Below are 14080 nucleotides of genomic sequence, written 5' to 3' on the forward strand. Positions count from 1 at the left end.
GTTTTCTTGGTAGTAAGCCTCTATCATTACGAGTTCGTTTGTGGTAAGATGGGTGTAGGTCATTTATGGTAGTTCCTCTCAGACAAATGTGGTGTTTATCTGAGCCTAACATAAATGGCTTTTTTTCTGTCTAGCTTAATTTTACAAATTGGGATATAAACACAGGCAGAGTTGCCTACTTGATTTTGAAGTCATGAAAACTCCTCCGCCGAATCTGACTCGCTCTCTCATTTCTAAGCTCGTGAAAAAACGCTCCACTGGAGCGTTTTTTTCATCTATCACAGATACAAGGCTTTGAAGGCTGCAGCGGCGATAATACCTGCTAGAATTGGAGCTACAACCGGTACCCAAGCATACCACCATTTTGAATCTCCCTTGTTTTCTCCAAGAACCGTTTCTGGAAGAAGATGGTGAAGCAATCGAGGACCTAGGTCACGAGCAGGGTTAAGAGCTGGACCAGTCGGACCACCGAGAGAAATAACCAATGCTGCCACAAGGAACCCTAGTCCTAAATGCGCAACAGCAAGAGAACCACTAGTTAACAATGGAATTTGAGGACTTTGTTGGGATAGCACTTCTACTGTCATCCCAGTTTGCTCAGCGGCTTGCTTAAGAATATCTGTACCAAAATAATTTTTTGTCAAGGCAAGCGCCCCAAAAATTAGAACAAAGGTTCCAATAAATTCGTTAATAAAGCCATTGATCGTAGATGGACGTCGAGATTCTTCTGTACCATCATCCAAAGCTGAAATTGTCGAGAAAGAACCTAGGATAGCGTTTGGATCCTCTGTCTTTTGATAGTAAGCTGCATGACCAAGAACAAGCAAGCCTTGCCCAAGCATAGCACCTAAGAACTGAGCAATCAAATACCCTGGTACATAAGTCCATTTGAACAAGCCAGATACAGCTAATCCCAGTGTAAAAGCTGGGTTAATATGATTTCCTGAAACTGTACCAAACATAAGAGCTGGAAGCATTACGGCAAAGCCATACCCAAACCCTATTACCAACCAGCCAGATTTGTTTCCTTTAGTGCCTTTTAATTCAACATTAGCTACAGAACCATTACCAATTAAAACCATCAGCGCCGTTGCAATGACCTCTGTTCCATACTTAAGCAGCCATTCATGCGTCAGGGCCTCTTTAAAAAATTCATTCATTTGTCTAGCTTTCCCTTCTACTTACAAGTTTTAGACAGTTACCATTTTATCAAGTATAATAGATAAAGTAAAGATGTTAACGAAATTAAAACGCTTACTAGCAAGGAAAAGAAGGAAATACTATGCGATACAACCAATTTAGTTACATCCCTAGTTCGCTGGATCAAGCAGAGACAGAACTGCGGGCTTTGGGTTTTGATATTGATCGAAATTACTCTACTAAGCATAATTTAAAAAATTTTCTTGAAAGGTATTTTTTTCAATATCATGATAAAGACTTTCCTATCTCTAATCTCATTGCCGATTTTGATACGGACTTATGGACCTTTTTCCAATCGGGACAGCCGCTCACTGAAGAAATTTTTAATATCGTAGCCCTACAGTTGCTAGATTTTATTCCTCATGTTGATTTTAAAAATATAGAATCCTTTCTGACTGAACTTCACTTTCCTGTGCTTTACCAAGCTGAACAGTTTCCCAAGACTCTACATCAGCTGCTAGCAACACGACAGAAGACCGGCATGACCCTCATTGATAAATTGGTCAGTCAGGGGCTGATTCCCACAGACAATCACTATCATTTTTTCAATGGAAAAAGTTTGGCTACTTTTGATACTAACCGTATTATCCGTGAAGTTGTCTATGTCGAAACAGCAGTTGATAGTGACCACGATGGCCAAAACGATCTTATTCGTGTCCATATCATGCGTCCAGAATCCAACCAGCTCTTACCAGCAAGCATGACAGCCAGTCCCTACCACCAAGGTACCAATCCTGCTGCTAATGATAAAAAGATGCACCAAATGGAAGAAAAGCTCAAGCCCAAAAAAGCTGAAACTATCACACTTGTCGATAAACCTATCCCTTCTCCTAACTACCGACTCTCCCAGAAACCGACGAGCCCAGCGCAAGAGACCTTTACACATATCGCCAATTATTCGCTTAATGATTATCTCCTTGCCCGCGGATTCGCTAATATTTATGTATCTGGGATAGGTACCTTAGCCTCCCAAGGATTTATGACCAGCGGGGACTATCAGCAAGTTAACGCTTTTCGAGCGGTTATTGACTGGCTCAATGGTCGTGCTAATGCGTTTACCACCCACAAGCGGCAACTCCAAGTAAAAGCAGACTGGGCCTCAGGCAAGGTGGCCACAACCGGACTCTCTTATCTGGGAACCATGTCAAATGCTCTAGCAACTACAGGAGTAGATGGCTTAGAAGTTATCATTGCTGAGGCGGGAATTTCCTCTTGGTATGACTACTATCGTGAAAATGGCTTAGTGTCCAGTCCTGGCGGCTATCCTGGGGAAGATTTAGACGTTTTGACAGAATACACCTACTCCAGAAATCTTCTAGCCGGAGAATATTTACGCAGCAATAACAACTATCAAGGCTTTCTCAAACAGCAAAGCCAGGCACTTGAGCGCGATAGCGGGAATTACAACCAATACTGGCACGATCGTAACTACCTTATTCATACCGATAAGATCAAAGCTGAAATCGTTATGACCCACGGCAGTCAGGATTGGAATGTCAAACCCATACATACCTACCAATTTTTCAGAGCTTTGCCCAGTCATGTTAAAAAGCATCTCTTTTTCCACAATGGTATGCATGTTTATATGAACAATTGGCAGTCTATTGATTTTCGAGAATGTATGAATGCCCTCTTAACCAAAAAACTGCTGGGGGTAGATAACCAATTTGAACTACCTGAGCTTATCTGGCAGGATAACCACCAGGAACAAAGTTGGCAAATTCTGGAGCAATTCGATAGCCAATATCAGCAGACTTTCAACTTAGGGAATAATGTGCCTATCATTCAAAATCATTACCAACAAGAGGTTTTTGATAGCTATTGCAAAGACTTTAATCATTTCAAGACTCAGCTTTTTAACAATAAAGCCCAGCAAGTGACAGTTGATTTGAACCTGACGAAAGACTTACTGATGAATGGTCGACCACGCTTAAAACTTAGGATTAAATCCTCTGCAAACAAGGGACTCTTGTCCGCTCAATTATTGGATTACGGCAAGAAAAAACGCCATAAGGATGTCCCAGCTGTTAAAGAAGCCCGAGGTATTGATAACGGTTGCCTTTATGCTAGAGAACACTGTATGGAACTGCCCTTTGCTGAAACACCCTACAGAGTGATTAGTAAAGCCAGTATCAATCTCCAAAATAGAAGCAGTCTTTTGAGGGTACAGGATATTGAGCCGGATCAATGGATGACTCTAATATTGGACTTACAGCCTAGCATCTATCAATTATCCAAAGGAGACACCCTCCGCCTCATTCTCTATACAACTGATTTTGAACATACCCTGCGCGATAACAGTGATTATTCCCTAAGCCTTGATTTAGAGAAATCCCAGCTTATCATGCCAGTCAGTTAATAAACCCTCTCGCGATCCAATAGTTATAAATATAATAAAAAAGAAGGACTCCCGCACTATAAGGTAAGAGAGTCTTTTTTCTATAAATTCTAAATTAATCCGTCTTCTTCTAGTCTTTAGGTACCTTCCTGACATAGATAAAGCATGAAATCAGAAAGATAGTTTTGGTAAGTTTCTTTTATCTCCTTAAAATTAACTGATAAAACTCTGGCAAGCTTCAACCATACAACTAAGCTCAATACCAGACTCTAAGAGCTCACAAGAAATTCAAAAATCATAAGTAGGTTGGCAGACAAAAAGAAAATTGGGATAGGCTTCCAAATCCTTGACCATATAGTCACAAGCAGAGGCTTGATAAACTTGGCCTGCCTGACGATGAATCCGAGCTAATTAGTTCCAAGCTTCTGCTCGCTTAGGATTAATCATAATAGCTCTCTCCCCAGCAAGTTTGGGCTTGGCTAGGTATTTGTTTTCTTCATAAATTCTAGCGGCCTGCTTCAAACCCTAACTATCCTTGAGCTTCTATTGGCATAAAATTGCCTACGATCTTTCCTACGATCCGCGGTTCCTCATCATAAGGAGCAAACTTGTCAGCATACTGCTGGTTAATCGATACTAAACGTAGACCACCTTCTTCACGATAGACTCGTTTGATATAGGTTTGACCGTCCCAATCCACCGCATAAACAGCTCCGTCATAATCAAATCCTGTTTGTTTAATCAATACAACTTCACCATTGAGATAGGTAGGTTCCATAGAATTTCCAAAAACCCAAGAAGCAAAATCATGGTCTAATTCCTCATCGTAAAAAACTTCATCATAATTGCCATCATTAAAATAAGTATAGCCAGTACCAGCAGATAGCCGTTCATAAACTTTGTAAGGATATAGCTGCTTACCAGCTTCCGATATCATTTTACCTTGACTGATTAAAAGGTGATTGGCAAAATCTAAAGTTTTTTTCTTATTCGTCTGGTTAAGCTGAACATAGGTCTCAACTATCTCATGCTCAGATAAAAAGTAGGATGGACTTACTTGTAAAATCTGACTGAGTTTATCCCAATTTTTTTGATTAGGTCTAGTGTAACCATTTTCCCAGTTAAAATACGATGGTCTGGAAATTCCTAGCTGACGAGCGAGATCAGCCTGAGATAGACCCAATTTCTGACGACGTTTCTTTAATTTTTCTGCCGAAAACATCTCATCCTCCAATACAAACACATTCGGCTCATCAGTTCTGTCTCTAGCAAGTTGAGCTGATCAGCATTGCTTTATCAAAAAAATTAGTTTTTTAACTTACTATTAGTATACCATGTAACAAAGGAAGAAGCAAGAACCAAATTTACTAAAATAAATCCAAAAATAGCCTAAGGATATTCGAATGGGAGTGGGAAAGAACTCAAAACTTGAAAATTTTGGTTCTCACCACTCCCTGATTTTAAGGTGGTAATCTGAAACGGTCTCTCCCCAGACCTTTTTAATTGAGAAATAAAGCTTGTAAAACAAGTGTCAAAATGCTCCGCAGTCTGGGAATAGACTGCCAAAGCCTGCCACCTAAAAACAGGAAAGCGGAAGAGACCTGAGCCTTAAAATAAGAGAGTGACGAAAATCAAAATCATGATTTTATCACGATTTACTGATTGAGTCCCACTCTAAAATTTAAAAAATGGAAAACCGATAATCACTGGACCAGCCTCGCTTTTTGATTTTTGGGCTCGGGATAAAAAGGTCCACTGGACCTTTTTATTTCCAAAAGTCGTCAAAAACTGTAATAGGCAGATGGCGTTTATGCTGGCCCTTCTTCCACCAATTCTCAATCGTTTGCTGAGCTTGGGGACCGACGTTCTTACCTTCCAAATAATCGTCTATATCCTGATAGGTGACACCTAAGGCAAGCTCATCAGCAATCCCCGGTTTATCTTCCTCTAGATCAGCTGTCGGTACTTTTTCGTAGAGAGCCTTATTTGCCCCTAGCTCCGCCAGCAGCTGTTTACCTTGACGTTTATTCAGACGATAGAGCGGTAAAATATCAGCTCCACCATCGCCAAATTTAGTAAAAAATCCTGTGACATTCTCGGCAGCGTGGTCTGTTCCAATAACTGCCCCATCATTTTCACCCGCAACAGCATACTGAGTAATCATGCGTTGCCGAGCCTTAATATTCCCTTTATTGAAATCTGATACATTTACACCTGCCTTGGCTAATTCAGCAACCTGCCCATCAACAGCTTTCTTAATATTGATAGAAAGCGAAAGATCAGGCTGAATAAATTCCAAGGCAAGCTGGGCATCTGCCTCATCAGTTTGAATACCATAGGGAAGACGGATAGCGATAAAGCGATAATCCTTACCTGTCTCTTCACGTAATTCCTCAAGGGCCAGTTGAGCCAAGCGGCCTGCTAGGGTTGAATCCTGGCCTCCTGAAATTCCTAATACGTATGATTTCAAGAAGGGGTGTTTTTTCATATAATCTTTGAGAAAGTCAATAGAACGGCGGATCTCTTCTTGAGCATGAATAACCGGTTTTACTCCTAATTCTTGAATAATGGTATCTTGTAAGGTCATACTCTCCTCCTTAGAAATTCTCAGTTTGTTTAGCTTTATCACGCAGCTGATCGATTAAATCCATCTTATCCTGCCAAACATCTGGTGCTAAATCAACTGGATAATCCTGCGGATTGAGAACTCGTTTATATTCATCCCAGAGATCATCCAATTCTGCCTTGGCATAAGCCTTTATCTCCTCAAGAGTCGGCTGCTTATAGACCAAGCGCCCTTGCTCAAAAATATCAACCAAAAGGGGAACAGCACCAAAATTTTTCACTGTTTTATTGATATAGGTGTAAGTCGGGTGGAACATATGCAGCTCTTCTACTTCATTGACGTCGACATCATAATAGGTGATGTAATCCCCTTCCGACTTGCCTTTTTCACGACTCGTAATACGCCACACCTGCTTCTTGCCGGGTGTGGAAACTTTCTCAGCATTGTTGGAGAGTTTGATCGTGTTTTGCATTACGCCTCTATCATCTTCTAGGGCAACAATTTTATAAACTGCACCAAGAGCTGGCTGATCATAAGCTGTAATGAGCTTTGTGCCAACGCCCCAGACATCAATCTTAGCCTTTTGCATCTTAAGGTTTAAAATGGTATTTTCATCCAAATCATTAGAAGCGTAAATATGGGCATCCGTAAATCCAGCCTCATCTAGTTGCTTACGAACTTTCTTAGATAGATAAGCTAAGTCCCCTGAATCTAAACGCACACCCAGAAAATTAATCTTATTCCCCAATTCTTTGGCAACACGGATAGCAGCCGGAACCCCTAAGCGAAGAGTATCATAGGTGTCAACAAGAAAAACACAGTCCCTGTGGGTTTTAGCATAAGCCATAAAAGCATCGTAGTCATTGCCATAAGTCTGTACGAGAGCGTGGGCATGGGTGCCAGAGACGGGAATGCCAAACATTTTACCCGCCCGTACATTAGAAGTGGCATTAGCGCCACCGATGACTGCTGCTCGTGTTCCCCAGATGGCAGCATCCATTTCTTGAGCTCGGCGTGTCCCAAACTCTAAGAGAGGCTCATCTTCAATAACTGAACGAATACGAGCTGCCTTGGTTGCAATCAATGTTTGATAATTGACAATATTTAAAATGGCTGTTTCAACTAACTGACACTGAGCCAGAGGGCCTTCGATTTGAACAATGGGCTCATTAGCAAAAACTAAATCTCCTTCTCTTGCTGACTTAACGGTTAAAGTCATTTCCAGATTTTTTAGATAGGCTAAAAAATCTGCTGGATAACCCAAATCTTTTAAATAGGCTAAATCTGTCTCCGAAAAATGCAGCTGCTCTAGGTATTGAATAATTCTTTCTAAACCTGCAAAAATTGCATAGCCATTCGCAAAAGGCTCCTTGCGGAAAAAAACCTCAAACACGGCTCTTTTATTATGAATGCCCTGTTCAAAATAAACCTGCATCATATTGATTTGGTATAAATCTGTATGTAATGTTAAACTGTCATCTTGGTACATGAAGGTCTCCTTCTGATGCTAAAAGCGTATAAAGTTGTGACTATTATAACATAATTTAAAAAGTTGGGATTTCCTCCCAACTTCGATTTAAAAGATCATTAAGCATGTTCAGTGAGATATTTATAGACTTCCTGGCCAGCAACCGCACCATCCCCAACGGAAGTCGTAATTTGGCGTAAGTCTTTCTGGCGGACATCTCCGATAGCAAATACACCGTCAACACTCGTCTTCATATCTGTATCGGTGATCACCCAGCCTGCTTCATCAGTGACTCCCAAATCAGCAGCCATACTAGAAACAGGATCAAGGCCAACATAGACAAAGACGCCACCAAAATCATGATTCGTTACTTGGCCGGTCTTTACATTTTTGATATCAACCGAACGGACCTTGACGTCATCACCCTTGATCTCTTCGACAACAGAATCCCAGATAAAATCAATCTTATCATTGGCAAAGGCACGGTCCTGCAAAATCTTTTGTGCCCGCAGCTCATCGCGACGATGCACAATAGTCACCTTGTTAGCAAACTGTGTCAAATAAAGTCCTTCTTCAACAGCAGAATCGCCGCCGCCAACAACTAAGAGATCCTGACCGCGGAAAAAAGCACCGTCACAAACCGCACAGTAAGAAACACCCCGGCTATTAAATTCCTGCTCACCCTTGACACCAATCAGGCGGTGCTTAGCACCGGTAGCTAGAATGATCGTCTTAGCATCAAAATGGTCATCACTGGTCAATACGCGTTTAAAATTACCATGGTCTTCAATCTTGTCAACAATACCATAAATGTTTTCAACACCGAACTTTTCCAGTGGTTCATACATCTTCATTGACAAATCCGGACCTGAAATAGTTTCAAATCCTGGATAGTTCTCTATATCTGAAGTATTATTCATCTGACCGCCTGGGGCCCCTTGTTCAATAACACCAACCTTTAAATTGCTGCGTCCTGCATAAAGAGCCGCTGTCATCCCTGCTGGACCAGAGCCAATAATCAATGTATCATACATAGTTTTTACTCCCCTCACTTCAGTATGTGCTCCTAGTTTACTCTAAAAGTCAACAATGGTCAATTATGACGACTTAATCATGAGAATAATCGCCATAAAAGCAAAAGACAAAATTGGGATAGAGACCAAGGCCATCATTATCCCATCATAAAGGGCGTTCTGACGCTCCCTGATAGTCTTATCCTTAAGCTTAAGTGCTCGGTAACTTAACCAATAAATAACAGCAATAATAACGAACACAACAGCCAATAAAAGCCCCTGTAGATAAAATTTAAAAATGTCTGTTAGCATAATAAGCGTGCTTTCCTTTTATCCAAAATAAGAGACTGGCACACTTCCAGCCTCTGCTTTATTCCTTAATAATAAAGGTGTACTGCGATACACCACCAATAAGTTATCCATCACCAGAGGGCAGTATATAATATTGCAGCCCACCCAAAGATAATCATATTATATCAAACATAAGATTTTTTGTAACTAGCAAAAAATTCCTTGGTCCGCTCCTCTTTAGGATGATTGAAAAGCTGATCAGGTGTTCCCTGCTCCAGGATATGGCCTTTTTCAAGGAAAAGAACCCTGTCAGCAACCTGAGCAACAAAATTCATATCATGACTGACCAGCACCATGGTTTGACCAGATTTAGCCGCATCAGCAATAGATTTTTCTACTTCGCCAACCAACTCAGGATCCAGAGCTGAAGTTGGTTCATCAAGCAAGAGTACATCCGGTTTCATAGCCAAAGCCCGTGCAAGAGCAACCCGCTGTTTTTGTCCGCCTGAAAGATGTCGCGGATAGTGATTTTCACGATCAGACAAGCCAACCTTACGCAGTTCCTCCTTAGCTAGAGCTGTTGCTTCACTATCCGGCATTTTTTTAACAATTTTCAGCCCTTCTTTGACATTGTCCAAAGCTGTCCGACGCTCAAAGAGATTGAACTGTTGAAAGACCATAGCTAATTTCCGCCGCAGCGTTAAAATTTCTTCTTTGGTGATGGTCTCGAAATTGACCTTAAAATCATCGATTTCAATAGTTCCAGAATCTGCTTCTTCTAGGTAGTTCATACTGCGCAGAAAAGTAGACTTCCCAGCACCAGAAGCACCAACGAGGGCAATAACATCGCCTTTTTGAATCTCCAAATTGAGACCGTCCAGAACTTTTTGGCCCGAAAATTCTTTACTCAAGTTAGTAATCTTAATCATTAGCGCAGTTCCCCTTCCTTATCAGCAAGTTTATCCGGCGACTTAATCTCCATACTCTTTTCAATGTAACGGCCAATATTTTCAATCACAATACTGACAATCCAATAAATAATTGCTACAGAAATATAACGCTCAAAATAACGGTAGTCACGGCCGCCAATAATCTTAGCCTGAGCAAACATTTCAATAATACCTGCACTGAAAGCCAAAGATGTTCCCTTAGTCAGACTAATCAAGGTATTGATCAGCGTTGGTGTCGCAATAACGGCCGCATTAGGAATAATTACCCGGCGGTAGATTTGCAGATTAGTCATTCCCAAGCTTTTAGCTGCTTCAATTTCTCCAGAATCAACTGCCTGAATAGCCGCCCGGATAGTTTCACTGGTGTAAGCTGCCTCATTGAAGGCAAAAGCTACAACCGCAAAAATGATTGGCGGTACATCATTGACATTCCAATTAAGATGGTATTCCATCTTGAGATAACGCAGCAAAAGCGGAATACCATAGTAGGTCAGCATCAGCTGAACCAAAATAGGGGTTCCCCGTAAAAAGCTTACAAAGAAGGCCTGAATCTGATAAATGACCGGTATACGGTTGATTTTTACAACGGCAAATAAGAGCGCTAAAGCGAGGCCAAAAACAGAACCCCAGAATGTTAGGCCTAATGTCATCGGCATATGCTTTAAAATATCAGGAATCGCGCTAAAAACTGAACGCACACTGAAAAGCATACCATCAGGAAGCGACTTAACAAATTTATCATAGACCCCCGAATCTAGTAAAAAACGCCAAATCTGAGTCAGCACTAGAATCACTAGGAAAACGAGTACAAAGAAGCCTAGCATCTTCCCCTTTGCTGTTTTAAAGAAAGCTTGAACCTCTTTCTTAGTCTCAGCCACTTCCTGTGGTTTTGTATTTTTTTCTACCATATTTACTCCTATTATTCTCCTAACTTAAAAGATCTTATAGTATCAATGTGTCCTATCTATCGGAATGGAAAATAAGAAAATTAGAATTATCTTGACTATAAATAATCATTTCCATTAGTGGGGATCATTTTGATTTTCACAGAAAATAGTAATTATTTTCCCATTTTACCACCCGAACCGGCTTATGTAAAATAGTTAATTTTAAAAACTCAAGAAAAAGAGTGGAAAGGAACTCAAAAACTGTTAATTCTGGTTCTCTCCACTCCCTAGTTTCTGGGCGGCGACCAGAAACGTCTAGCCTCTCTCCAAACTGACTGCTTACCTTCTTGTTTTAGGGCTCGCATCTCAAACAGCAGACCTCGACTGGCTGAGCCCAGCACAGTTAGCTGCTCGTTTCCTTGTTTCAAGCCTCCTGACTTTAACCTTGCATAAAGGGAGCTCAACTGTTTAGTAGACAGTTGAACCTTGTTGATCAAGGCAGCGAGGTTGGTCGCTATCAATTACTGTCTTAAGACTTTATTTAAAAACAGGGAGACTGGACGAGTTTTGCCCAGCCTCTTACTCTAAATCTTCTACTTCATTAAAGATCACCTCAACTGTAATCTTTATCATTTCAGGCTAGAAACATAATCTCCACCAAAATATTTCTTACTAAGCTTAACTAGGGTTCCATCTTTTTGAAGTTCCTTCAGGCGCTTGTTCACAAATGATTGCAGCTCCTTACCCTGATCAGTCTTAGCAAACAGGAAGTATTCCAAACCATCTTTGCTGGAGCCAACCTTATCTTTCAAAGAAGTCACCTCAAAATCGTACCCCTGATCCTTAGCAGCATAGGAGGAAGAAATCTGATCATAGAAAATAAAATCAATCTTGCCTTGATCCAAATCCTGCAAACGTGATGTAAACCCGGTTTGACCCGAAACATAATTAATGGTGATCGGCTCCTTGTCAGGATTCTTCTTATTCCAATCTTCTAGGGTTTGAGCATAATTAGAACCAGCTAGAGCTTCTGTTGATTTTCCAGATAGCTGATCCAACCGGTCATATTTAGTTCCAGATTTTGTAACAATCGCATAGTTAGAGACAGAGACAGGATCAGAAAAATGATACTTTTTAGCACGATCCTCATTATAATTGAAGTCATTAGCCGCAATTTGATAGCGATCCGAATCAATTCCCGGTAAAATAGAATCAAACTCAGTCGTTTCAAATTTTAAATTGTATTTATCCGAATTCTTGAAGACAGTCTGTAAAACTTCAATATCGTAGCCTGTCTGCTTATTATCATCCCCAGTAAAGGTAAAAGGCGCTGTATCCGAATCGGTCGCCACAATAATATCCTGCTTAGTGGAGCTTGACTTAGATGATGAGCAAGCTGCTAACGTCAGAACACTAGCTCCCACAATCAGACTGGCTAGCAATATTTTTTTAAACTTCATAGAATGTTTCCCCGTCTCATTATTAATATAATACCAGTCTACCATTCCAGCAACTATTTGAATAATAGCAAATTTTTATCGGGTGATAGGCAGGGCATATCATCAGAAAAAGCGACCACTTTTTTCTGACCCTTTCACTAAAAATCTTGCTTCTTAGCCTTGCGATGGGCACGTCCCTTAGCCCTTGCGGCTGCTCGGCGCTCGCGTTTACGCTTTTCATCAACCTTCCACTGAATTTTTTTCTTATAGCCTGGCTTAACTTTCTTTTTCTTCTTCTTAACCAGGCCAATCATCTCTGTATCAAGTTTTTGATAGCCCTTCTCGCGGTTGACACGGCGGTCACGATCATAAGTATCCTGAAATTCACCATTTTTAAGCACCTTCGGTAGAAAAACAATTCCTGTCTTTTCCAATTCTCTTATGTCCGAATCGTCACTAGGCTGATAGAGAGTTATAGCTGTTCCAGATAGACCGTTGCGACCAGTTCGGCCCACCCGGTGAACAAAGAAAGATAAGTCTTGCGGTATAGCATCATTGATAACATGGCTGACCCCCTCAATATCAATGCCGCGAGCCGCTAAATCCGTTGCAACGATATATTCATATTCCAATCGCCTAACTTGATTCATAATACGCTTGCGTTCTCTTGGTGGGATACCGCCATGAATTTTAGCCACTTTCAGACCGTTCGCAACTAGATAGGCATGAAGTTCATCCGCACGTCCTTTCGTATTGACAAAGATCATAGCTAAGTAGGGACGAATGGCATTCAGGACAGCCAAAACTTGGCTATTCCTATCACGCCCCTTAGTAGAAATTAGCCAATTCTCAATACTGTCAGCGATAACCGTTTGGCTTTTGATTTTTTCAATAACAGGGTTAGCCAAATATTTCTTTAGAAAAGGCTGTAATTTTTGCGGAATCGTTGCCGAAAAGACAAGAAATTGGACATCCTTTGACAGACTGGCAGCAATCTTATCAACCGTATCCAAAAAGCCTAAATCCATAGTCATATCAGCCTCATCAACGACAAAAGTCTTAGTTCTATGAACATCCAAATGTCCAGATTTAATCAGATCATAGATCCGTCCTGGAGTCCCGATTACGATATGGGGTTGAACTGTCGTCAACCTATCAATCTGGCGCAGTTTATCTGTACCACCCACATAATTAGCCAGACGAATATCTTGTTGAGCCGCTTGAGCAAGCTGCTTAGCTGCTTCATAAATCTGAGTTGCTAGCTCTCGACTAGGCGCTGTAATCACTGCTTGAACGTTACTGGCAGTCTCTTCCAATTTGTCAAAAATCGGCAGGAGAAAAGTATGGGTCTTTCCGGACCCTGTCTTTGATTCACCGACCAAATCCCGACCCGAACGAACTACAGGAATCAACTTGGTTTGAACCTCTGTCGGCTCTTTGAATCCTATTTCTTCCAAAGCCTGATTGATGTAGGACTTGAAATTATAATCTTTAAAACTCATGTTTACCTCATTAACTCTGCCCGAGCTTTTTTATACCTTACTTTTGCTTATTTGCTTAACCCATTATACCAGAAGAAAAGCCTAAGTACTGTAACAAAGTATCTAGAATATAGCTCATAATATAATTGAGTGAATTTATTTTGAAGTAATTACTTTCTACCAAAGAGAAATTTAAAATTCTTTATTACTCCATATTTGAATGATTTAGGATGATAAGACTGGAAAATTTATGTATAACATCACCATTAAAATTCTGTTCAAACTCTAGTACTTCGTCTGTCCATCAAAGTTACCTATCACTCCTAACATAATATTATAGGATGAGATTCCTCTTTTAATTGCTTTAGTCATAGCATATTCCTATCACAAGGCAGGTGTGTAAGATTTATTGAACTCAGCATAAGAACCTGAATATAGATAGACTCC

Annotated in this window: 11 protein-coding genes; 1 reads left to right on the forward strand and 10 read right to left on the reverse strand. The window is 40.7% G+C overall.

The annotated features are described in order from the left end of the window. Positions 1–278: 278 nt before the first annotated feature. Positions 279–1160, reverse strand: coding sequence for an aquaglyceroporin Gla (gla, locus tag AC4HAO_RS06380; protein ID WP_447451857.1), 882 nt, complete (start codon positions 1158–1160; stop codon positions 279–281). 122 nt (positions 1161–1282) lie between these two features. Here gla and AC4HAO_RS06385 point away from each other — a divergent pair, with 122 nt between their 5' ends. Continuing rightward, positions 1283–3559: a Xaa-Pro dipeptidyl-peptidase gene (locus AC4HAO_RS06385; RefSeq protein ID WP_491134927.1), complete on the forward strand. Its 2277-nt coding sequence runs from the start codon at positions 1283–1285 to the stop codon at positions 3557–3559. Positions 3560–4067: 508 nt separating this feature from the next. Here the strand turns inward: AC4HAO_RS06385 and AC4HAO_RS06390 are convergent. The 9 genes from AC4HAO_RS06390 to AC4HAO_RS06430 all read right to left on the reverse strand — a co-directional run bounded on the left by AC4HAO_RS06390 (position 4068) and on the right by AC4HAO_RS06430 (position 13654). Then, entirely contained in the window at positions 4068–4760 is a 693-nt protein-coding gene (locus tag AC4HAO_RS06390) for a LexA family transcriptional regulator (protein ID WP_491134928.1), read from the reverse strand. A gap of 543 nt (positions 4761–5303) precedes the next feature. Next, positions 5304–6125, reverse strand: a complete 822-nt coding sequence (gene nadE / locus AC4HAO_RS06395) for an NAD(+) synthase (protein ID WP_491093754.1) — start codon at positions 6123–6125, stop codon at positions 5304–5306. 10 nt (positions 6126–6135) lie between these two features. Then, positions 6136–7593, reverse strand: a complete 1458-nt coding sequence (locus AC4HAO_RS06400; RefSeq protein WP_491093753.1) for a nicotinate phosphoribosyltransferase — start codon at positions 7591–7593, stop codon at positions 6136–6138. Positions 7594–7691: 98 nt separating this feature from the next. Then, positions 7692–8606 (reverse strand): thioredoxin-disulfide reductase, encoded by a 915-nt coding sequence (trxB, locus tag AC4HAO_RS06405; RefSeq protein ID WP_447451852.1) that lies wholly within the window; start codon positions 8604–8606, stop codon positions 7692–7694. Between the two features lie 63 nt (positions 8607–8669). Continuing rightward, positions 8670–8897, reverse strand: coding sequence for a DUF4059 family protein (locus AC4HAO_RS06410; protein WP_447451851.1), 228 nt, complete (start codon positions 8895–8897; stop codon positions 8670–8672). Positions 8898–9061: 164 nt separating this feature from the next. Next, the gene (locus AC4HAO_RS06415) at positions 9062–9805 is read right to left on the reverse strand and encodes an amino acid ABC transporter ATP-binding protein (protein ID WP_447451850.1); all 744 of its coding nucleotides are present in this window, start codon (positions 9803–9805) and stop codon (positions 9062–9064) included. Continuing rightward, positions 9805–10734 (reverse strand): amino acid ABC transporter permease, encoded by a 930-nt coding sequence (locus AC4HAO_RS06420; protein ID WP_491093751.1) that lies wholly within the window; start codon positions 10732–10734, stop codon positions 9805–9807. The genes AC4HAO_RS06415 and AC4HAO_RS06420 overlap by 1 nt, the downstream gene beginning before the upstream one ends. Before the next feature lie 608 nt (positions 10735–11342). After that, positions 11343–12173 carry a transporter substrate-binding domain-containing protein gene (locus tag AC4HAO_RS06425; protein WP_491093750.1) on the reverse strand — a complete coding sequence of 277 codons (831 nt, stop codon included), beginning with the start codon at positions 12171–12173 and terminating at the stop codon, positions 11343–11345. 137 nt (positions 12174–12310) lie between these two features. Beyond that, positions 12311–13654 (reverse strand): DEAD/DEAH box helicase, encoded by a 1344-nt coding sequence (locus tag AC4HAO_RS06430; RefSeq protein WP_491134929.1) that lies wholly within the window; start codon positions 13652–13654, stop codon positions 12311–12313. Positions 13655–14080: the final 426 nt, after the last annotated feature.

It is taken from the genome of Streptococcus sp. ELY_137, from assembly GCF_058314515.1.